Origin of the sequence: Microcystis sp. Msp_OC_L_20101000_S702, assembly GCF_007095705.1 — a bacterium.
Classification (GTDB): Bacteria; Cyanobacteriota; Cyanobacteriia; order Cyanobacteriales; family Microcystaceae; genus Microcystis; species Microcystis ichthyoblabe_A.
This window is the reverse complement of the sequence record NZ_SFBO01000205.1, coordinates 1-22,224: the sequence shown is the minus strand read 5'-3', so window position 1 is coordinate 22,224 and position 22,224 is coordinate 1. Positions and strand designations below refer to the sequence as shown.

Below are 22,224 nucleotides of genomic sequence, written 5' to 3'. Positions count from 1 at the left end.
GTATAAATGCTCGCATCTTTTTCCTCGCCAAAAAAATCAGGAGCAGAATTTCTACTCCTGATAACCTATTCACTTTAGACTTGCCAATTTATTGGAATATACTGGCAACTTTGGCGCTTACGTCCGGTTGAGTTTCAGCGTAGATATTTTGACGAGTAGCGGCGATTTCTGTGTAAGCTTGACGCACTTCCGAGTTAACTGCCACCGTTTTCACATCGTAGATACGGGTAGCCAGTTGGGGATAAAAACCGATAGCGACAATCAAAGCGAGGAAAGAGACAGCGATAAAGATTTCTCTGGGTTTAGCGTCAATATATTCTGATTCGTCAGGAAGGACACAGCTAGTACCAAAACAAACTGCTTGTTCGTTGCTTTTGTTGGGGGTAATGTTAGTAATATCGCAGGAAGAACCATCTCCGTAGAAAACTTGACGAAGCATGGAGAGTAGATAAATCGGGGTGAGGATTAAACCAACGGAAGCGAGGAAGACAGTCACAACCCGGAAGGTTTGGCTATAAACGTCACTGCTAGTGACACCGATAAATACAGTAATTTCACTGGCAAAACCGCTCATTCCGGGTAACGCTAGGGAAGCCATGGCGCCGGCAGTAAAGAGAGCGAAGACTTTCGGCATCGCTTGAGCAATCCCACCCATCTCGTTTAAAGCTAAGGTATGGGTGCGGTCGTAGGTGACACCAGCAAGGAAGAATAAGACGGCGGCAATTAAACCATGGGAGAGCATTTGTAACATAGCGCCGCTAATACCCACATCGGTAAAGGAAGCAATCCCTAAAAGGACGAATCCCATGTGTGAAACCGAGGAATAAGCGAGACGGCGTTTCATGTTTTGTTGACCGAAGGAAGCGAAAGCACCGTAGATAATATTAACGACACCGAGAATCGCTAGAATCGGAGCAAAGTAGATGTGTGCATCGGGTAGAAGGCCCATATTAAGGCGGATTAAACCGTAACCACCCATTTTGAGGAGAACACCAGCGAGTATCATCGATACAGGTGCAGAAGCTTCACCGTGAGCATCGGGGAGCCAAGTATGGAGGGGGAAGATGGCGAGTTTGACCCCGAAAGCGATTAATAAACCAGCGTAAAGGAATAATTCTAAAGCGAGGGGATAATCTTTAAATCCTAATTCCGCCATGTCAAAGGTCATCGTACCACCACCGTAAAGGGCCATGGCTAGACCAGCAACGAGGATGAAGATAGAAGCGGCGGCGGTGTAGAGTAAGAATTTAGTGGCGGCATAACGACGTTTTTGGCCACCCCAGATGGAAACGAGTAGATAAACGGGAATTAACTCGATTTCCCACATTAAAAAGAATAATAATAAGTCTTGGGCGACGAAAACACCAATCTGAGCGGCGTAGAGCAACAGCATCAGGAAGTAGAATAAACGGGGTTTACGGTCCACTTGCCATGCGGCCAAGATAGAAAGGGTTGTCACCAATCCTGCTAATAAAACTAACGGTGCCGAGATACCATCCACCGACACCGCCCAACTTAAACCAATTTGGGGAACCCAATCGATTTTTTCTACTAATTGTAGGTTGGGGTTGCTTAAATCATATTTTTGTAAAAAGACGTAACACATTAATATAAAGTCTGCTAGTCCGACTCCAAGAGCAAACCAACGAACGGTTTTTCCTTCCTTGTCGGGGATTACAGGGATTAGGAAGGAGGAAAGCAAGGGGAGCAAAATGATGGCAGTGAGCCAGGGGAAGTTAGCCGTTAGCATGGCAGTAAGAAAAAATACCTATTTCGTTATGTGTTCATTTTATGCGACTTTGTAAAATTTTGTGAATATTTTTTCTCCTACCTTTACCATAGAATTTTATCTATAGTTGGCGTATCATCATCGATTAACCCAAATAGGCCTGTTTGACCCGCTCATCCCTGAGTAAATCCCCGGCTTTTCCCGCGATAGTCAAGCGTCCCGCTTCCAAAACATAGCCGCGATTGGCAGTTTCTAGGGCTAAATTGGCGTTTTGTTCCACTAACAGGATAGTTACTCCCGATTCATTTAATTTACGGATAATACTGAAGATTTCTCGCACTATCTGCGGCGCTAGTCCTAAACTGGGTTCGTCTAGTAACAATAACTTGGGACGACTCATTAAAGCTCTGGCGATCGCCAGCATCTGTTGTTCCCCACCGCTTAGGGTTCCCGCTAACTGCTCTCGGCGCTCCGATAGTCGGGGAAACAGTTGCCACTGCTCTTCGATATCGCTTTTTACTCTTAGGCGATCGCTCCTCGTATAGGCACCTAACTGCAAATTTGTCAAGACTGTTTGACGAGCTAAGATTCTTCTACCTTCCGGACTATGGGCAATTCCCCGTTTAACGATTTCATGGGGCGGTAAATGGGTAATATCTTGACCCTGATAAATTATTCGCCCGGTCTTTGCCGTTAAAAGCCGAGATATCGTCTTTAGAGTCGTCGTTTTTCCTGCTCCGTTCGCTCCAATCAGGGTGACAATTTCCCCCGTTTCTACCCTTAAGCTGACCTGCTGTAATGCCTTTATTCCGCCATAATTAACCGATAAATCGTTAATTTCTAACATAAACCCCGTCAAATCCCAATAGGATCACTATAGCAGTGATCAGTTACCAGTTATCAGTGATCAGTTACCAGTGATCAGTGATCAGTTATCAGTTATCAGTGATCACTGATCAGTTACCAGTTACCAGTTACCACTGATCAGATGTGAGTTTTTGGTCAGTCCCGATGAAAAAATTTTCACCCCCACAGATGAAAGAGGTTTCCTTCCCTACACCCCACACCCTACACCCTACACCCTACACCCTCTTTCAAGTCAGGGATAAGGAGGAATCCCGATCATTTGTACTGAATTTTCCAAGACGCATTATTGAGTGAGGGGTATTGAGTAGCATTAACAGTGCTGTCTTTTCACTGCTTACTGTTTACTGATAACTGTTTACTGATAACTGATAACTGATTATCTGCCTAAAACTTCCAAGACCACTGGGGCAACTCCCGATTGGAAGACACCGATAATCGCTGCCGCACCTCTGGAGAGGTCGATGACGCGACCACCAGTAAACGGACCGCGATCGTTAATTCTGACCACCACCGAGCGCCCATTACGCAGATTAGTTACCCTAACCCTAGTGCCGAAAGGTAGATAGCGATGAGCGGCAGTTAAACCACCAGAGTTAAAAGTCTCACCACTAGCGGTGCGACGACCGTGGAAACCAGGACCATACCAAGAGGCCATTCCCCGTTTACGGGGGCGACTGCTGGTTTTTGTCCCCTGGGTTGTTTTTGGCTTCTCTGCTGGTGTCACTGAGGCAGGATTGCTGGCCGGGGCCGGTTTGACTTGATTGGGTTGTGATTGGGGTTGTATCGTCGAAGGAATGGCCTCTTGGGTTCGGGGTGTAACGCTTGCCGGGACGGTATTTTCTTTGTCCACTAGGGACTCCAAAGTTTTTAGAATTTCGTTAGCATTATCTTGAACCGAACGTGATACTTTAATATCTGAATCGGATGTTCGACTATTAGAAAAAGCGGACAGAACGGTTTGAGTAGTTGACTCGATAACAGTTTGACGACCTACGCTAATATCCGTCAAGCTGTTGCTGTGTCCTGCTGTCTGGGAACAAATTATCGAGGCTGTAGTCCCCACTACCGTAAGGGCGGTTACAGCTTGTAGTTTGTTGATCAGTTGTTTATTCATAGACCTTCTTATTGTGCGTTAGCAAGTTCCCAATGCAAAGCTGAAGGAATTTGCTAACATTCCTTTTTGCTTGCAAAGCTAACTTGGTTGCGTTCTGTTCAACCCTATCACGGAAAATTGGTTGGTCATTACGAGAATTTATATCGTTATCGGGCAAGAGAATCAAAAATTTAAATAAAGGGTTGACTTGCGCTAAGAACCAAGTTAAGATGGGAAGTTTTTAATTTTTTGTCTCCTAGAGGGGGTCAAGGTTAGGAAAACTTGGGGAATTAGTGAAATTTCGAAAGGTAATAACGCTAGTATTGACAAGGCTTTCAAGGATTATCAGCCCCCCCCGATTTCCCTCTATAGCTGCAGATAATGGTTAATAAAACTGTTTTCTTCGCTACAAAAAACCAGATTTTTAATATCAATGTTAAATCGGACTAAGAATCAAAGATTAAAAATTATAATAGGGGCTTGACAAGGAACTAAAAATAAGGTGTTATTAGCCAAACTTAACAACGTAATCAGAAATGCTGATACAGGCTAATAATAAATCCTGTTTAAAAGGGATAGGGAAGTGGGGAAGTGGGGAAGTGGGGAGTATTTTGCTGTGAACAGTGAACTGAAAACCCGCATCTGAATACTGAATACTCACTCCTAACCCCACGAAACGCTTTTTCGGCAAACCCTATATATATAGATGGCCGATGTCCGAACGGGTGTGGGGTGTAGGGAAAGAAACCTCTTTCATCTGTGGGGGTGAAAATTTTTTCATCGGGACTGACTGGAAAGAGGGTGTAGGGTGTAGGGAAAGAAACCTCTTTCATCTGTGGGGGTGAAAATTTTTTCGTTGGGACTGACTCCTAACCCCACGAAAAGCTTTTTCGGCAAACCCTATCTAATGTGTGTTGGGTTTACTTGGGTCAATCCAACCGACAAGAGCGGCTATAAAATCTAATATAATCAAGACAGCAGGTCATCCCATAGGTAATTCTCAAATGAATTATAAGATTGACATAGAACAAGAAGAAGATGGACGATATATTGCTGAAATCGTCGAACTTCCGGGAGTTTTAGTCTATGGCAATAGTCAACAGGAAGCTATTGCTAAAGTTCAAGCACTTGCCTTGCGTGTCTTAGCCGATCAACTTGAACAGGGAGAACTTCCAGAAAATCACCTAAATTTATCATTTGTTGCTCTATGAGTCAATGGTCAGCAACGAAAGCCAAACAAGTTTTAAAAGCATTAAAAAGCATAGGTTGGAAAATTAAACGCAGTGGACTGTTTCAGCTAAAATAGGGCAATAGATTTCGGCTTAAAGTCTTAAATTATAGAATTTATAGCATTTTTCTAATACACCAAATTAACTGAAACAATCCAGGGTGTGTTAGCGATAGCGTAACACACCAATTTAATAATAAATTTGCTGCGTGGGGAGCGGATTATTGATTTTGGTTTTTTAACAGAATTGGTAGCCGCAAACACACACCCTACCAGATCAGCGATCGCACTCAACCTAATATCAACAGACTTTCTGTTTCACTATCAAAAAATTCAACAATAATTAAAAAATAACCTCTTAAAATTTCGATAATCTTTGCAGTGGGACTATTACCAATACGAAGATAGATAAATTTTGGTGGATGACCATATAATAGACTGCGCTGATGAAAATCGGCATCTTTAGAGACAATTACAAAATCGTTGAATTTGGCAAATTCCCAGATAAGTGCATCATCAGTATTGATCAGTCCTAAAGTCTTGACGTGCTGGGAATCAGAATATAAATCAATTATTTTATCAATAATCCGATCTGACAAATTTTCATCTAATAACAGTTTCATAAAGAGGTGATAAATAATTTTTTCTCTCGATCAGCAGCAAAAGCCAAACAAGCTTTGATATCCTCGGAAGTTAATTCTGAAAAATCCTCAAGAATTTCTGCTTCTGTCATTCCTGCTGCTAAATATTCTAGAATATCGTACACAGTTATACGCATTCCTCGAATGCAGGGTTTTCCGCTTCGTTTTCCAGGTTCAATGGTAATAATGTTTTGGTAACTCATAATGCTTTAACTATTTTTACCTTCCCAATTATATCTTATTCGATGACAGAGATCGCACTCCACCCCACCGACAAGAACGATCACACTTCAACTTCGTACCACTCTTAGGGTGTGAAGTGCGAAAGCATAATGCACCAATTTAATAATAAATTTGCTGCGTCGGGTGCGGATTATTGATTTTGGTTTTTCATCAGAATTAGTAGCCGCAAACACGCACCCTACAAAATTAGCAGATTAGCTATCTTAATCGGGATTTCTCCAATCTCTGAAATTACTATAGTAAAGAAATTCTTGAAAACCTTCTTTGATTTTAGCATCTACATCCGTTCTAGCTAATATTGTTTCGATAATTGCTCCTATTTCCGAGTCAATTGTTATTCTAGCTAATGCCGTCAAAAGTCCAATAATTTCCCCTTCAGCCTTATTAGCTAGTTGTTGAATAATGGGTAAAGTTTGAGCGTGATCTCGCCAATGGTTTGCTAAAGCTTCAATTGCTCTATGTTCACCCTTATTAGCTTGTTGTTGAATAATGGGTAAGGTTTGAGGATTATCTCGCCAATGGTTTGCTAAAGCTTCAATCGCTTTTGATTGACCCTTGTTAGCTTGTTGTTGAATAATGGGTAAAGTTTGAGGATTATCTCGCCAATGGGTTACTAAAGCTTGAATTGCTAGACTTTTACCCTTGTTAGCTTGTTGTTGAATAATGGGTAAAGTTTGAGGATTATCTCGCCAATGGGTTGCTAAAGCTTCAATTGCTTCTGATTTACCCTGTCTAGCAAATTCCTGTAGATAAACTAACGCCTCAGAATGAATTTTAGCAATTCTAGATAATTGAATAACAGCTTGATCTTGAACATACCAAACATTTCTTTCAGTTGCTATAGCTTGAAGAACACTCCATCCTGTCCGATGATCTTGCCAAATTGCTCCAATTTTAGCAACTGTTTTTTCCTTAAAATCAGTATCAGCATACCTATAAGACGATTTAGTTAATGATTGAAGACTATCTAACAATCGCTGACTTAGTTCAACATAAATAGACTGGTTTCGCAATTCTCCATAACAATCTGCTGCCAAAAAAAGATGAGCAAATCCCTTGTCTTTTTCCTCCATATCAATGAGATAGTTAATTAATTCTTCAGCAACTTCTTTGGGAAATTCTGCACTTAGCATCCCCATCAATAAACATAAAACTTCTTTCCAAACAGGATCTGAATAATGTTCTCCAAATACTTTGGTTTTCAATTCCTCAAGAGTAATTCCGTCTGGGAATCCTCGGTTTTTAAATCTTTCATAAAACTCGCAAGCACAAAAGTATTCTAAAAAAGTTCGATGAACAAAAGCAAAAGCATTGCCACCTAAAGAACAAAGAATAAAATTACGATAGCGCAGTTGTTTGATAATTAAATCAGTCAGATCACTAGCCACTCGTTTGTTAATTTCTGTTTTTTCAAGATATTGAGTCAAAACATTTTCTAATTCTTCCTTATAGATTAAATTAGCTGCTAACCCTTTTTCTCCTGCTTGCATGGCACTTGCGACTAAACGCAGAATGTCCCTTTTATGTCGTAGATCAATATTGTAAAGATATTTTTTCAGTTCAGGATCAATTAATCCTTCCTTGGTTTTAAAATCCCATTGATGTAATAACACCTCTGACGCTTTTTCATAAAGTTTTGAGCGATATCTTTGTAATTCTTGAGTTCGGTTCAGAATAGCCATCATCGTTAATAATAAAGGATTTCCTGCTAATTCTCGAATCGCTTTTGACTCCTTAATTGCCTTTTGTAAACGTTCTTGTTTTTGGGTTTTATCATCTCGATTTTCAAAAGCTAAATCATGCCAACGTTTGATAAAATCTTCAATCTGATCTTTATCTAAATCTTGGATCATAAAATGTTCAAAACCAGCATGATTTAATTCTTCTGCTTTATATCCTAACCAGCGAGAAGTTACTATAATCTGCACTTGAGGATATTGAATACTAAAACGTTTGATATCCGTGACAATTTCTTCTCTTAATTGAGGATTAAAAACTTCATCTAAGCCATCAAAAAGCACAACAACTTGACCCTTTTTAAGCTTATCATCTAAAGCAAGTTGATTGAGATGACAAATCAGATTACCTTGATGGAAAAATTCTAGAATATTCTTACACTTTTTTTCATTCTTATCTCTGGCATAAATACGCAATTCTATCAAAAGAGGAAGGGGAAGCAAAACACGATGACTGAGTTCTTTTTCAGCCCAATTTAAAGCTAAATACTGCAATAAACTCGATTTTCCCGCCCCCGGATCGCCTAAAATTACAGTTCGTCGGTATTCAGAAGAATTGATGATATTCAAAACAGGATCTAATTTTTCATTCAGATATTCTCGCCGTTTTCGTTCTAGTTCTGCTTGTATTTGTTCTAACTCCGCTTGAGTAATTTCTCCCCTATCTACAAGTTCCTGCAGCACTTCTTTAGGTAATTCATAAAGTTGAGGAATAAACTGTTTACATCGTCTCACATTTTGCGGCACAAACATTCGCCAGAGTTTGATTTGCTCATAAGTCGTTGTGTCTAAACATTCTAATTTAAGATGGCCATATTCCTTTTTTAAGCCTTCCGCATAGTTATCTAAATTATAATCTGTTTTAACTCCTGCTATTTCTTGAATATTTTGGCTATCTTTATTCTGTAACTTAACTAAAAAAACGGCTCTTAGCTTTTCAGAATTTTCAATAATTTCCTGAGTTTTTCTCAAATAAAATTTACCTAGTTTTTCCCAGTTAAATTCAGCAGGTAACGGCGATAAATTAAGTCTTTGCCAAGATTGAGCTAACGTCAAAGTATCAAGAATTTGACAATCAATATCAAAAGCATCCCCTAAAATAGGTTTAACTTGGTCATCTTTAATGAAAGTCTTGAGAGGTTTTTCAAAGTTTTTAATTTGATCATCCTCCAGATCGGCCATTTCTAACTGTTGCTGAAAGAGTTCTAAAAACTCCTTCATTGCTTTGCCATAAGCTTCTTTTTGAACATCTTTTTCAGGTAAGTGTAACACTTTACCTAGACTGTTTTTAAAAAATTCCTTTCCGTAATCTTTTGCACCCTCTTTTGCCAACTCTTGCATTACTGAACGAACAAGCGAACCTGCGGCTTGAGTAACCCCCCAGACAATTAACGGGTCAACCATGGCGATAAACTTAAGATTCTGTGGATACTATCTAAGCTTACCAACTTTAATCGTTTTTCGTCTATCGTTCCGACAAATGAAGAGAACGATTTAAAATATCCTCAATACCGTAGGGACAAACTGGGGGAAACTCTAATCCCGTCTCTCTAAAGGCATCGCAACAAGCAACAGCATAGAGTTTAAATAGGCTTTCATCGGTTAAATATCGCTTTAAACTGGGGCTATCGTCCAAATAAAGCCTAATATTAGCTCTTTCTTGTTGAATAGTTCCCAACCAACCCCTGGATCGCCGTTGAGGTTGATAGTCCCACTTTAATAAATGATGCAAAATTAATCTGAGACTAGCAAGTAAGCGATCGCGCTCCCGTTTCGACAAATCCCGCACCTCTTCGACTAAATTCTCAATATCCAACTCGGAAAACCGACCGGAAGCTAATAAATCGGCCATTTGTTCGGCCCAAAGTCCAAAGTCTTGCTCATAGGATGCCGTCATCGATTTATCTCCTTCTAAGCTCAATTAACATTATATTGAACCTCTTGCATAATTAATTTTTGATGGTTCAAAAACAGCAAAAACAAGGATTAAATTACCCAAAATCTGTAAATTATGATTAATTGATGACCGGGAAACTGGTATCTTTTCAAAGATCGCCGAACCATTAACGGGTTTTGCGTCTTCGGATGACATTATTAGAATAACGAGAAGGTTTTGGCCGGGGTTCTTTTCCCCCTCCCAATTCGCGACTAACTTGCTGAAAAATATCCCGTCGCAGCACAGGATATTCCCCTATCCACTGGTCGAGTTGGGGAAGATGGACATCAGAAAGTTGATTGATATCCCCTAAATCGGGATCTCGAGACATTAACAAAGCTTCGGCCACCATTCCGGGACGGATCGATTTATGAATGCGTTTGAGGGGAGCGCGAACGATCGCCGAAAAACCAGTTTGATCACCGATTTCTAGATTAATACAGCGTTGGCGATTTTCGATAATCTCTAATTCCCCGCGTTTATTGACCCTTTCTTCTTCCCCGATTAATTCCTCGGTTACAAAAGCATCGAAAACGCGACCGCGCCAAAATCCCCCGTAGGGAAGACGACGATAGGTATTATTGCGAACACTGGCCCAATAAACCGGACCCCAGAGCCAATATAAACCGGCGATAATGTCGAAAATCAGTTTAATTGTTAAACCACCTGGGCCGAATAAATTACCGATTAACCAAGCTGCGGTGAGAGCGATGATAGAAATAAATAAACGGCGCAGAAAATCAGACCATTTACCCCAATAGTGAGCGTACTGGGGACCTGTGGCGATAATCGGGACAATTTGCTCGATCGATTGACGGGTAAGGGGAACCAACATTATCAGTTATCGATTATCAGTTATTAGTTATAGTGTGCCTAATTGACTCGTGAATGGGTAGGCTCTAGAAGAGGACGTTTACCTTTCATTTAGGCTCGCTGTATCAGTTATGACAGCATTTCTCATAACTAGATGAAGTGTAACCTAATTTGGTATCGACTACCGACTTCCCAAAAGGAAAATTTTGTACCTCATCACTAAGATAAATGGTATAGTTTTGGGTAATTGTCTATCTGTTGGTCGCCATTCATACCATCGCTAAAAGCTCAGGACTTCCGGCGAAATTTCAGTTAAAAGTTAAATCCCTCAAGAAGTCCAATGAAACAATCTATAATAAAACCAATGCTGTTTTGTTCCCAAAGACTGCCACCATGACTTCTTCCCCAGTTAAATCCTTAACTTCTCAGACTGTAACCACTCAACATTTACCCCCTTTAGAAAATGGGGACCGCTTAATTCGTCCCGAATTCGAGCGCCGTTATCAAGCTATGCCAGGATTAAAAAAAGCCGAACTTATCGAAGGAGTTGTGTATATGGCATCCCCATTAAGGTTTAAATTTCATGCTGAACCCCACGGCAATCTTGTTGGTTGGCTATGGACATACAAAGTTGCTACCCCCCAAGTACAAATGGGTATTGAGCCAACAGTTCGCTTGGATATCGACAACGAACTACAGCCGGATGGGGTGTTATTAATCAGTCAAGAAAGCGGGGGAAAATCAACCCTAAGTGTAGAGGGATACCTAGAAGGATCGCCGGAATTAGTGGTAGAAATTGCCGCTAGTAGTGCCGCCATAGATTTAGGTGATAAAAAACGTGCTTATCGACGCAGTGGCATTCAAGAATACCTTGTTTGGCAAGTATTTGACCAAAAAATTGATTGGTTTAATTTAGAAAATGGCGATTATATTTCTTTGTTACCCAACCAAGAAGGAGTGATTTGCTCTCTAGTATTTCCGGGTTTGTGGTTAGATATTTCAGCCATGCTCAACGGCAATATGTCACGGGTGTTAGACATCTTAAAAGCTGGAATTAACTCGGTAGAACATCAAGAATTTATCCAAAAGTTAACTGCAACGCAGTCAGGGGAAGCCAAATGAAACCTCCAGCTATTCTCATTTTAGGAGAAACCAGCCTCCCCGTTGCTCGTCAAGTGCAAATGGCCCTACCGGAAGCAGTGGTTTATGGGTTAATAGATCGTACCCATTCGGCTGATTTTACCTATACTAATTTTGGCGAAACGGTGCGAGAATTTTTCCAGACGGGAACGCCAATTATTGGCATTTGTGCGGCGGGTATTTTAATTCGCACTTTAGCACCTTTATTAACTAATAAATGGCAAGAACCGCCTGTATTAGCAATCGCAGAAGATGGCAGCGCCGTAGTGCCTTTGTTGGGGGGTTTACAAGGGGTTAATGATCTCGCTCGTCAAATTGCCTCGGTTTGGCAAATTTCCCCCGCAATTACCACCACTGGTGATATTAGATTTAAAACGACTTTATTATCGCCACCCCCGGGTTATCAGTTAGTTAATCCCGATGATGCTAAGAAGTTTTTGTCCGATTTATTGGCGGGTGAAAAAGTAAAATTAATCGGTGAAGCGGACTGGTTAAAAAATAGTAATTTACCAATTTCATCAGCAGCAAAATTGAGCATTGAGATTATAGATAAAAATAACTTAAACTTGGCAAAACCTAGCAGTAACTGTTTAGTTTATCTCTGTGAAGAAAGCCAGCAAATTAAGGAAAAATCTGGTTTGTCCCCGGGGGATTTGGATCAAGAAAGTCAAGGTAAATTAGCCATAGTCGGAACTGGACCGGGTGCGCTAAATTGGATGTCGCCGGAAGTTCGAGAAGTGTTGGAAAAAGCCACGGATTGGGTGGGTTATAAAACCTATTTGGATTTGGTAGAATCCCTGAGAAAACCAGAAATTGTCCGCCACGAATCGGATAATCGGGTGGAACTCGATCGCGCGGAAATTGCCCTAGATTTAGCGGCTAAGGGGCGATCGGTTGTCTTAGTTTCCTCCGGAGATCCCGGAATTTATGCCATGGCCGCGGCCGTGTTTGAGGTATTAGAAAAAAAAGCAAAACCGGCATGGCAGCAGGTGGCCATTCAGGTCTGTCCGGGGATTTCGGCCATGCAAGCGGCGGCTGCTAGGGTTGGCGCACCTTTAGGCCATGATTTTTGTGCGATTTCCCTATCGGATATTCTCAAATCTTGGCAAGTGATTTCTCAGCGTATTGAGTTAGCGGCCCGGGCCGATTTAGCGATCGCATTTTATAATCCTGTGTCTCAAGAGCGCACTTGGCAATTGGAGAAGGCAAAAGAGATTTTATTACAATGGCGATCGCCGCAAACTCCCGTGGTACTAGCGCGTAATTTAGGGCGAAAAGGGGAAACAGTGACGGTGAAATTCCTAGAGGATATGACTATTAAAGATGCGGATATGCGGACTATAATTTTGGTCGGATCGAGTAAAACTCGCCTTATTGGGCAAGGTAAAACAAAACAATGGGTTTATACTCCACGTCACTATTAAAAGGATTAATGATACTCAATCCCCCCGGCTACGATCGAATTATCTTAATCTGTAAGGTAAGTTGCCAAAAAGGAGACAATTGTGCGACGGGGAAGACATAAAATTTTTATCGGGATGGCCCCTGGAGTCGGGAAAACCTACAAAATGCTGGAGGAGGGACATAGCCTCAGAAAGCAGGGAACCGACGTGGTGATTGGACTTCTCGAAACCCACGGCAGAAAAGAGACCGCCGAAAAAGCCGAGGGATTGGAAATCGTACCAAGAAAAATCCTAGAGAAAGAGGGATTCACTCTCTCGGAAATGGATACGGAAGCGATTATCGCCCGCTCGCCGCAGCTGTGTCTGATTGATGAATTGGCCCACACGAATGTACCCGGTTCGGAGCGAGAGAAACGCTTTCAGGACGTAGAGATAATTTTGTCCCAGGGAATCGATGTTTACTCTACCGTGAATATCCAGCATATCGAGAGTTTAAACGATCTGGTTGCTAGGATCACCGGGGTGGTGGTGCGGGAGAGAATACCCGATCGAATTTTGGAGGAAGCTGATGAAGTGATTGTGGTAGATGTCACCGCCGAAACCCTAGAGGAAAGATTATTAGCAGGAAAAATCTACGCTCCGGAAAAGATCCAACCATCTTTAAATAATTTCTTTCAACGGCGTAATTTAATCGCCCTACGGGAACTCGCCCTGCGCGAAGTGGCCGATACAGTAGAAGAAGAAGCGAGTAATTCGACATTTATCGGTCAATCCTGTCCCGTTCACGAACGGGTATTAGTTTGTGTTTCCACCTATCCCAACTCTTTACGATTATTACGTCGAGGAGCGCGGGTAGCAGGGTATATGAACGCGGAATTTTTCGTGATTTTCGTCGATAACCCCGATCGCTTTCTCACCAGAGAGGAGGCTTTACATATCGAAACCTGCCAACGTTTATGTGGGGAATTCGAGGGGAAATTCTTACGGGTTAAAAGCTATCAGGTGGCTGAAGCGATCGCAGAGGTAGCCGAGCGGGAACGAATCACCCAGATTGTAATTGGGGAGAGCCTTCAATCGCGCTGGAAGCATTTCATCAAAGGTTCTTTCACCCAAAAACTTATGCGCCTGATCTGGCAGAAAAATATCGATCTTCACATCATCGCCACCGATCCAAAAGTACCAGTTAAAGACGCGCGAGGCAAGGGGGTGAAAAGATAACCACCGCTCTGCTATTTACCAGCGAAGTGGTGAAAGAATTTTCCTTCTAAGTATCTAAGCAAAATTAATTACACATCTAAGCCACTACTCCGTGAGACTTCTGCTGATGTGAGCAAACAGAGAACTGAAAACTCAAATCCGATCCCTAATAGCTGTCTCCCGTCTCCTGTCTCGGAGTCTCCTGTCTCGACTAGGAAATTAATTTTGCACGACTACTTACTAACAACAGGTTTCAAGATTTTAAGTCCCACTACTTATAAGCTGTTGACTATCTAAATTATTGGTTAAGACTGTCTATGATCGGTGAGAAGGAGGCTGGGTCGAGGCAGTTCGATCATTTGTACTAAACTTTTCAGGACGCGGTTTAAATATAGTACAGTTTATCTATAGGAGGATTTCGGCAAAACATGAAAATTATCGCCTACACCTATACTAACCCCCTGATCGATAGTCCTCCCGATGCCTCGATTTGGGACTATTCTCCCGAACAAGTGTATCAGGATTTTGGCGATCGCTCACAGCGGCAGCAACTACTCTGCGATTGTCAAGGGACTCCCCCCCGACTGCTGATCCTGCATCGCCTAGCAGAATTAGGAGACAATGGCACGGAAGTTAGCAAAATTTTACAATCCTTAGAAGCCCTCGACATAGATATAATTGCCCTGGAAGACCCAGATTATAAGCTGAATTTTGCCAAGATTCTGCAAGAAATATCAAAAAACGAACTAAGTAATCGTTTAAAAGCAGGTCACGCTCGCAATCGTCTGCAAGCTTTACCTCCCCCCGGAAAAGCACCCTACGGTTATCGTCGTGGCAAGGAGCGTTATATACTCGATCGCAGTACCGCGCCAGTAGTCAAAGACTTTTTTGATCGCTTTTTGATTTCCGCTTCCCTGCGTTCCACGGTGCGCTATCTAGAAAAACGCTACGGTAAAAAGATATCGGTAGCTACTGCCCATAAATGGCTGACCAATCCCGTTTATCGCGGCGATTTGTGCTATCTCGGTCAAGATATTATCCCCGATACCCACACCCCGATTATCTCCCGGGAAGAAGCAGCCCAGATCGATCGCATCCTGAGAAATAATCGCAAATTACCCCCCCGCAGTGCCAGCGCCCCGCGTTCCTTAGCAGGTTTAGTCGTCTGTAATCAATGTCAATCGGGGATGACGATTACCAAAGTGACAGCGCGAGGAAAAGGCACAGAATACCTCTATTTGCGACCTTTGCAATGTCCCCGGACAAAAAAATGTTCGGCGATCGCTTATGAGAAAATTCTCGATAGCACAATCGAGCGCATTTGTCAAGACCTACCACCGACGATCGCTCAGATATCTTTACCGGATTTAGAGGGGATCAAACGGGGAATGAGCGAGGAAATAGGGCAAAAAAACGATATTTTGTCGCAATTGCCCTCCCTAGAAGCGGCGGGAATTTTAGATCAAGAAACGGCTAATCTACGGGCCTATAAACTGAAAAACGAGATCGCGCAGATTCAAGGACGTTTAGACCAATTACCCCCCGATAACCTGACTATTATCGCTCGTGCCGTTGCTTTTCCGCAATTTTGGCGAGATTTATCGGAAATAGAGCGCCGTTTTTATTTTCGTGAGTTTATCCGTCGCATCGAAATCGAGAGGGAAACGGCTAATAATTGGCATTTACGTTTAATCTTCGTTTTTTAAGAGTCTGGGACAATCTTAAAGTTAGCTAAAAATTGAGGAATGTTTGAGCGATCAATGCTAAGAAAAAGGCAAACAGCGATCGATCTCAACTATGAGCAATAACAAAAGATTAACTAGGTATAAAAAAGGGCGAAAATCCTCCCAGACAAAACCCCACCTTTACGATTATCACTATAATCAACCCGGGACGATGCCGGGGTTAATCACCATCGATGAAAATGCCGTTGCTACCGAGATATTTTTAGTTAATTATAACTCCCAACAAGCCACTAGAGTTAATAATCTTTTACCTCAAGACTGTCTTAAATATTTATCCAATGATTCCATCTCTTGGATTGATATCGTCGGTTTGGGTAATGAAGATAAACTGCAAGAGTTGGGGGAAATTTTTCATTTGCATCCCTTAACCCTTGAGGATATAGTCAGTATTCCCCAAAGACCAAAAGTAGAAGAATGCGATAATTATCTTTTAATTATAGTGCCAATGGCCATCCTGACCGATCATCAGAGTTTTTTGTTAGAACAAATCAGTTTAATAGTCGGGAAGAATTATGTTTTAACCGTGCAGGAAGAAGGACAATACGATTCTTTGGAAGGAGTTAGGGAAAGAATCCGTTTAAATAAAGGTTCCATCCGGCAGCAAAAATCGGGTTATTTAGCCTATGCGATTTGGGATGCAATTATTGACGGTTATTTTCCTGTTTTAGAGTCCTACGGAGAAAGAATCGAGGAGTTAGAAAACGAAATTTTAGCTAGTCCCACGGAACAAATTTTATCAAAAATTTACCAACTGCGTCAGGAATTACTCTCCCTGCGACGAGCAATTTGGCCGCAAAGGGACACCCTCAATGCGCTTTTACGCGATGAATATATTGTCATCGATACAACCATTAAACCCTATCTAAGGGACTGTTATGACCATGTAGTACAAATCCTCGATGTTATCGAAAATTACCGGGAATTTGCCAATGGTTTAATGGATTTTTACCTGTCTTCCGTGAGTAATAAAATGAACGAGATTATGAAAACTTTAACGGTAATCTCGACGATTTTTATCCCGCTCACCTTCATTGTCGGTATTTATGGCATGAACTTTGATACTGATAAATCCCCCTATAATATGCCCGAATTAGAATGGTATTGGGGCTATGTGTTCGTCTGGGTGTTGATGCTAACCGTTGCTTTCAGTTTAATCATTTTCTTTTGGCGACGCGGCTGGTTTAAGAACCTATCGACAGGGAAGAAAAGATAAACTGTTAAGCAGATTAGGCGGATTCTATGGCATTGCTGGCATCTAGCAAGAGAAAATGGCTATTGCAGAGAAATCAATAATTTAGTGTCTGCGGTATTTTTTAACACTTTCAGTTGATGGCTTCTAATTTTGTCCAACCAACTATAGTGCTGGTTACGACATTGATAGACGATATCGATGTCACCAATCTCTGACTTAATCTGAGCCAAGTAGTTTTCTAGTTCGCTAATTTTCATAACCTATCTCGCTTGCGCTGAAGGACATCAACCCTAAACCAAGAATTATCCCTAAAGGATAGGGGTGACTACAATTACTATTATAGGCCGATCATAATTCTTAAAAAAGTTCTGATCTAACAAAATTGGCTAATGTCAGGGTTAGATGATAAGCTGCCTGCGAATTTAAATTGCTTGTTGAGATGAGGCACTCTCGCACTCTTGGAAAAGGCAACAGTAAAAGGATTGGGGAGAGAGATGGCTCTCTTGGATTTGGTGGGTAAAATGTATTCTAAGATACAGCCCTGCTGGCGCGGGAGTGGAAGGAACCACTCCAGACACAGAGGACACAAAGATCGATCATAATGTAAGTTAAACTTATCACACAGAACTTAGAAGAACCCCCAGCTTCGATAATTAATTCGGATATTAGAACTCTTGCAAATTAATTATATGTTATGATTATAGGCTAACTAATTTTTTGGGAAAATTAGTTAATAGGTACATTTGTCATAAATAAAAACCTGAAGTTTTACTTTTAACTCAAAACTCTTGAGATATGCTTTAATTTGGTTATCAAAACCTCTTTATTTAAGCGGCACAAACTATCTCAATTTTTATAATTGAGAATAATTATGGCTCTTCTGAGTTTGGTATGCTTCTCGGCGGTTTATCAGGAGCTTAAAGGATTGAAACAGCTTCCAGATAAGTCTTTTGTGTTTTTTTCCAGATCTAAATTGAATTAATCCTTTGCCGGATAGGGTTTCCAGCTAATCAGATGAACCTTTCAACTTCTACAAACAGTTCACTGACGACCTGGAATTTAAGGCCCTGCTCCTCGGTTTTCTCTTGAATCGATTCCTGCAGCGATCGAATACTTCCGAAGCTAAGACAGACTCAGTTTAACATTCGATCGAACTTTGCCGCCGATCCCTGACCAATGACAGGGTAAGAACGGGGGTCTTCCCCCGACATTTGAGATAAAATCGATCTAGTTAAAAATTTAATTCCGAAACTATGTTCGACGCACTGGCCGACCGCTTAGAAGACGCATGGAAAAAATTACGAGGTCAAGATAAAATCTCCTCGGCCAATATACAAGAAACCCTCAAAGAAGTCCGGCGGGCTTTATTAGAAGCAGATGTTAACCTACAGGTAGTCAAGGGATTTATTGCTGAGGTCGAGAAACAAGCCCTCGGTGCTGAAGTGATTTCCGGAGTCAATCCCGGCCAGCAATTTATCAAAATTGTCTATGATGAATTAGTTAAAATTATGGGGGAAAGCAACGTTCCCCTAGCTCAGGCCGATAAACCCCCCACCGTAATTTTAATGGCCGGGTTGCAAGGGACAGGAAAAACCACCGCCACCGCCAAATTAGCCCTATATCTCCGCAAACAGTCCAAAAGCTGCCTGATGGTGGCTACCGATGTTTACCGTCCGGCGGCCATTGACCAATTAATCACCCTCGGTAAACAGATAAATGTTCCCGTCTTCGAGATGGGTTCTCAGGCTAATCCCGTCGATATCGCCCGTCAAGGTGTGGAAAAAGCCAAAGAATTGGGCGTAGATACGGTTATCATCGACACCGCCGGTCGTTTGCAGATAGACACCCAGATGATGGGCGAACTAGCACAAATCAAGAAAATTGTCAACCCCGACGACACTTTATTAGTGGTGGATGCCATGACCGGTCAGGAAGCGGCCAATCTCACCCACACTTTTCACCAACAAATTGGCATCACGGGGGCAATTCTCACCAAACTTGATGGCGATACTCGCGGTGGGGCAGCCCTATCAGTGCGCCAAATATCGGGACAACCGATTAAATTTGTTGGGGTTGGCGAAAAAGTAGAAGCTTTAGAGCCATTTTATCCCGATCGCCTCGCCAGTCGCATCCTCAATATGGGTGATGTCCTGACGCTAGTGGAAAAAGCCCAGGAACAGTTAGACCTAGAAGACGCGGCCAAAATGCAGGCCAAGATTTTAGAGGCTAAGTTTGATTTTAATGACTTCCTCAAACAGATGCGGCTGTTAAAAAATATGGGTTCCCTGGGGGGAGTCCTCAAGTTAATCCCCGGTCTGGGCAAACTGAGCGGGACAGACATCGAAAAGGGCGAAAAAGAGTTAAAACGCACGGAAGCGATGATTAATTCCATGACCACGGAGGAACGCGCTAACCCCGATTTATTGGCTAAGTCTCCTAATCGTCGTCGTCGCATTGCCAAAGGTTCGGGACATCCAGAAACAGAAGTTAGCAAACTAATTGCTAATTTCACCAGAATGCGAACGATGATGCAACAGATGGGACGGGGACAAATGCCCGCTATGCCGGGGATGCCCGGGATGGGTGGCGGAATGTTTGGGGGTGGCAATCAACCGGGGTTCCGCGGTCAAGGTGGCAGCCCGAAAAAACCGAAGAAAATCAAGAAAAAGAAAGGTTTTGGCGATTTATAGAGGCTAAAAATGTTGAAATCCAGAGCTTAAACTGAGGTTTCTACCGTCAGCCAATTTTATCTCTCTCCCGGGGACGATTTGACCGATTATCGCCCCCCCGGACCCCACTTTCTCCAGCAATTCTCTGGCACTGTCCGGGGGTAAACACAAAACTAACTCAAAATCTTCACCGCCGTATAAAGCCCATTCTAGAGCTTTTTCGGCTCCTACATATTCTTTCAGGGTTGGATGCAGGGGAATCCGCTCGATTTCGGCACCAACCTCACTACAGCGACAAATTTGGATGATAGCATCTGCTAACCCGTCACTGCTATCCATGCCCGCGATGGGAAATTGCTTGACAATTTTTTGTAAATGTGGTATGCAATCAAGTCTCGGTCGCGGCCGTTGATGAGCTTGGATTAATCGCTTTTTTTGGGAGGAATTTAAATTCCTCCCGGTTTCAGGGTGCAAGAGTAACTCTAATCCGGCCCGCGATAAACCGTGATAACCAGTAATAACGATACTATCGCCAACTTTTGCGTTAAAACGTCTAATTTCTTCATTTTTTGCCACTTGTCCCAGGGCAGTGATGCTGATGTTAATCTCCGTGGCCCGACAGACATCGCCACCAACGATCGCCGTCTGATATACTTGCAGACAAGAGCTAAGACCCCGATAGAGTCCTTCTAGCCAATCGATGGCTAGATTGGGAGTTAAAGCCAATCCTACCGTAATTCCCAGGGGTTCCGCCCCCATAGCCGCTAAATCGGATAAATTAGCCGCCGCCGCTCGCCAGCCCACATCTTCCGGAGAGGTGGTAATACCGCTAAAGTGGACGTTATTAACTAAAACATCAGTGGTGACGACGAGAGAGTAACCCTCTTTGATCGATAAAATCGCCCCATCATCACCGATAATCTCCGCAGGACAATATTTTTGCAGAATCGGTAGCAATCCCTGTTCACCCAAATCTTTAACGGTTAAATTCATAATTTCTGGGAATTGAACGATGCAGCTTCTAAAAAGTCTTTAGTTAAGGTTTGCGGCAAAAAGTTTTTCGTGGGGGTAGGGTGTGGGGTGTGGGGTGTGGGGTGTAGGGTTTTATCCATTTTCAGGTGGTCAATTACCTAATTTTCAGGGAAAAAGTCCCTAAAATTTCCCCCCAATCACTCCAATGGTCGGCACTTTTTGAGGGAAAAAAAGTCTAAAAGCGTTATCCAACAAGGTTTTTAGATTTATTCAGCAAACCCTAGTTAAGAGGATTGGCGCTGATTTTTTCGTAGGCGCGATCGATAATTCCCCGACCGCGCAGAAAGCCGGTATTAGCCCCCGGACAAAGATAAGAGAGGGTTTCTGGACTAAAACGGTCTAAAATGATCTTTTGCGATCGCAATTGCCGCGGCCAGTGGAAAGTTTTCGCGGTCTGTAGGGGTTGCGGTTGACCCTTGGTGTCGGGGAGAAGATGACGACCGGTAAATAAAACCCCCCCGTGACGCTGCCAGTAGAGACAGGAGGAGCCGGGAGAATGGCCAGGAGTCCAAAAACCGCTACAAGTGGGAGATAACTGGATTTGCTGCTGAAAAACGGTAATTTGACGGTGAGGAAGCAGATAGGCTTCCTGTTCCTGTAGAATAATCTCACAATCAAGCCAACTTTGCAGAGAATCGCTCTGTTTACCCTGACCCCCGCGATGGGTAAAAAATAAGTAACGGACTCCCTTTTCTCGGAGAAAATCCCGCTCGCTCTCGTCACAGCCAGGACAATCCACCAGAATATTGCCAGTATTTTCTACAATAAGATAAGAGGTTCCCCCTAGGGTTTCCCGATTAGGCGAGAAAGCGTATAAACCTTCTAGAATTAATCGAGGGGGTTTTGTGGTTTTGCTAACCTCTAAAGGAGACGATTCGGTTTCCGATCGCATGGTTTGCCTATCCAAATCACAATCAATGCGGTTTATAACTTAGCACGATCGGTCACTAACCCAGCCATAAAAGCGACGGGTCTTGCCTAGACCAATTTAGGCGACGCAAGTAGAGACTACCGCATCGAGACACAATCTGGTACAGACCTCCGAATGTTTCCCTAGTTCGGATTCCCTCTAAGCTTTATTGGTAAAGCGTTGTTAGACAAGACATCTTGATTGTGTTGCGGTAAGGGACTTTAACTTCACTCTTAAGGATTATCTCCATGGCAAGAGTTCCTGTTATCTCAAAAGACGGAAAGCCGTTGATGCCCACTAAACCCAGTCGGGCCAGACGGTGGATTAAGGAAGGAAAAGCTATCGGTAAATTCAACGACTTAGGTATTTTCTATGTCCAGCTAACCGATGAACCTTCCGATAACAAAACCCAACCGATTGCCATTGGTATTGACCCGGGTAAATTATTCTCTGGAATTGGCGTTCAATCCTCTCTTTTTACTCTTTGGAAGGCTCACTTAGAACTTCCTTTTAAACGAGTAAAAGAGCGCATGGACAATAGACGGTTAATGCGAAGAGGACGTAGAGGAAGACGGATTAACCGCCAACTTCCTTTTAATCTAAGAGCGCATCGACAAAAACGATTTTCAAATAGAAGACAAGGAAAATTA

General features: G+C 42.5%; 19 protein-coding genes and 1 pseudogene. 8 read left to right on the top strand and 12 right to left on the bottom strand.

The genetic code is table 11. The annotated features are described in order from the left end of the window. Positions 1-88 precede the first annotated feature (88 nt). The 3 genes from EWV60_RS20985 to EWV60_RS20975 all read right to left on the bottom strand — a co-directional run bounded on the left by EWV60_RS20985 (position 89) and on the right by EWV60_RS20975 (position 3,710). Positions 89-1,750, bottom strand: a complete 1,662-nt coding sequence (locus EWV60_RS20985; RefSeq protein ID WP_002754613.1) for an NAD(P)H-quinone oxidoreductase subunit 4 — start codon at positions 1,748-1,750, stop codon at positions 89-91. Positions 1,751-1,874: 124 nt separating this feature from the next. Next, a complete protein-coding gene (locus tag EWV60_RS20980; RefSeq protein ID WP_287234470.1) occupies positions 1,875-2,576 on the bottom strand; it encodes an ABC transporter ATP-binding protein in 702 nt (233 codons plus the stop codon). Positions 2,577-2,972: 396 nt separating this feature from the next. Continuing rightward, entirely contained in the window at positions 2,973-3,710 is a 738-nt protein-coding gene (locus EWV60_RS20975) for a septal ring lytic transglycosylase RlpA family protein (RefSeq protein ID WP_130757843.1), read from the bottom strand. A gap of 983 nt (positions 3,711-4,693) precedes the next feature. On the opposite strand from EWV60_RS20975, the gene EWV60_RS20970 reads away from it, so the two are divergent. Continuing rightward, complete coding sequence (locus tag EWV60_RS20970) at positions 4,694-4,900, top strand: type II toxin-antitoxin system HicB family antitoxin (protein WP_004159326.1); 207 nt, start codon at positions 4,694-4,696, stop codon at positions 4,898-4,900. A gap of 307 nt (positions 4,901-5,207) precedes the next feature. Here the strand turns inward: EWV60_RS20970 and EWV60_RS20965 are convergent, their stop codons facing one another. The 5 genes from EWV60_RS20965 to EWV60_RS20945 form a co-directional block, all read right to left on the bottom strand. Beyond that, entirely contained in the window at positions 5,208-5,540 is a 333-nt protein-coding gene (locus tag EWV60_RS20965; protein WP_012266891.1) for a DUF5615 family PIN-like protein, read from the bottom strand. After that, the gene (locus tag EWV60_RS20960; RefSeq protein WP_002745983.1) at positions 5,537-5,761 is read right to left on the bottom strand and encodes a DUF433 domain-containing protein; all 225 of its coding nucleotides are present in this window, start codon (positions 5,759-5,761) and stop codon (positions 5,537-5,539) included. Before EWV60_RS20960 ends, EWV60_RS20965 begins: the two co-directional genes overlap by 4 nt. Positions 5,762-6,004: 243 nt before the next feature. After that, positions 6,005-8,941: an NACHT domain-containing protein gene (locus EWV60_RS20955; protein WP_287234466.1), complete on the bottom strand. Its 2,937-nt coding sequence runs from the start codon at positions 8,939-8,941 to the stop codon at positions 6,005-6,007. Positions 8,942-9,002: 61 nt separating this feature from the next. After that, positions 9,003-9,434, bottom strand: a complete 432-nt coding sequence (locus EWV60_RS20950; RefSeq protein WP_287234464.1) for a DUF29 domain-containing protein — start codon at positions 9,432-9,434, stop codon at positions 9,003-9,005. 166 nt (positions 9,435-9,600) lie between these two features. Beyond that, positions 9,601-10,308 (bottom strand): DUF8619 family protein, encoded by a 708-nt coding sequence (locus EWV60_RS20945; RefSeq protein ID WP_002740014.1) that lies wholly within the window; start codon positions 10,306-10,308, stop codon positions 9,601-9,603. A gap of 371 nt (positions 10,309-10,679) precedes the next feature. On the opposite strand from EWV60_RS20945, the gene EWV60_RS20940 reads away from it, so the two are divergent. The 5 genes from EWV60_RS20940 to corA all read left to right on the top strand — a co-directional run bounded on the left by EWV60_RS20940 (position 10,680) and on the right by corA (position 16,984). Next, the gene (locus EWV60_RS20940) at positions 10,680-11,408 is read left to right on the top strand and encodes a Uma2 family endonuclease (protein WP_002776743.1); all 729 of its coding nucleotides are present in this window, start codon (positions 10,680-10,682) and stop codon (positions 11,406-11,408) included. Further along, positions 11,405-12,850 carry a precorrin-3B C(17)-methyltransferase gene (gene cobJ, locus EWV60_RS20935; RefSeq protein ID WP_287234461.1) on the top strand — a complete coding sequence of 482 codons (1,446 nt, stop codon included), beginning with the start codon at positions 11,405-11,407 and terminating at the stop codon, positions 12,848-12,850. Before EWV60_RS20940 ends, cobJ begins: the two co-directional genes overlap by 4 nt. An 81-nt stretch (positions 12,851-12,931) precedes the next feature. Further along, a complete protein-coding gene (locus EWV60_RS20930) occupies positions 12,932-14,047 on the top strand; it encodes a universal stress protein (protein WP_287234458.1) in 1,116 nt (371 codons plus the stop codon). A gap of 407 nt (positions 14,048-14,454) precedes the next feature. Beyond that, on the top strand, positions 14,455-15,732 hold the full coding sequence (locus EWV60_RS20925; protein ID WP_002755843.1) for a recombinase family protein: 1,278 nt from the start codon (positions 14,455-14,457) through the stop codon (positions 15,730-15,732). Between the two features lie 91 nt (positions 15,733-15,823). Further along, on the top strand, positions 15,824-16,984 hold the full coding sequence (gene corA / locus EWV60_RS20920) for a magnesium/cobalt transporter CorA (RefSeq protein WP_002755845.1): 1,161 nt from the start codon (positions 15,824-15,826) through the stop codon (positions 16,982-16,984). Positions 16,985-17,043: 59 nt separating this feature from the next. Here the strand turns inward: corA and EWV60_RS20915 are convergent, their stop codons facing one another. Beyond that, on the bottom strand, positions 17,044-17,220 hold the full coding sequence (locus EWV60_RS20915; RefSeq protein ID WP_002739752.1) for a hypothetical protein: 177 nt from the start codon (positions 17,218-17,220) through the stop codon (positions 17,044-17,046). Between the two features lie 165 nt (positions 17,221-17,385). Further along, positions 17,386-17,584, bottom strand: a pseudogene (locus EWV60_RS20910) (hypothetical protein). A gap of 632 nt (positions 17,585-18,216) precedes the next feature. Between EWV60_RS20910 and ffh the strand changes: the two are divergent. After that, positions 18,217-19,653, top strand: coding sequence for a signal recognition particle protein (gene ffh / locus EWV60_RS20905; protein WP_002755848.1), 1,437 nt, complete (start codon positions 18,217-18,219; stop codon positions 19,651-19,653). A gap of 3 nt (positions 19,654-19,656) precedes the next feature. Here the strand turns inward: ffh and thiL are convergent, their stop codons facing one another. Both thiL and EWV60_RS20895 read right to left on the bottom strand, forming a co-directional pair. Then, entirely contained in the window at positions 19,657-20,625 is a 969-nt protein-coding gene (gene thiL / locus EWV60_RS20900; protein ID WP_287234451.1) for a thiamine-phosphate kinase, read from the bottom strand. A gap of 259 nt (positions 20,626-20,884) precedes the next feature. Further along, positions 20,885-21,556 carry an MBL fold metallo-hydrolase gene (locus EWV60_RS20895; RefSeq protein WP_287234449.1) on the bottom strand — a complete coding sequence of 224 codons (672 nt, stop codon included), beginning with the start codon at positions 21,554-21,556 and terminating at the stop codon, positions 20,885-20,887. A 266-nt stretch (positions 21,557-21,822) separates the two neighbouring features. On the opposite strand from EWV60_RS20895, the gene EWV60_RS20890 reads away from it, so the two are divergent. Beyond that, on the top strand, positions 21,823-22,224 hold a 402-nt coding region (locus EWV60_RS20890), incomplete at its 3' end, for an RRXRR domain-containing protein (RefSeq protein ID WP_287234446.1).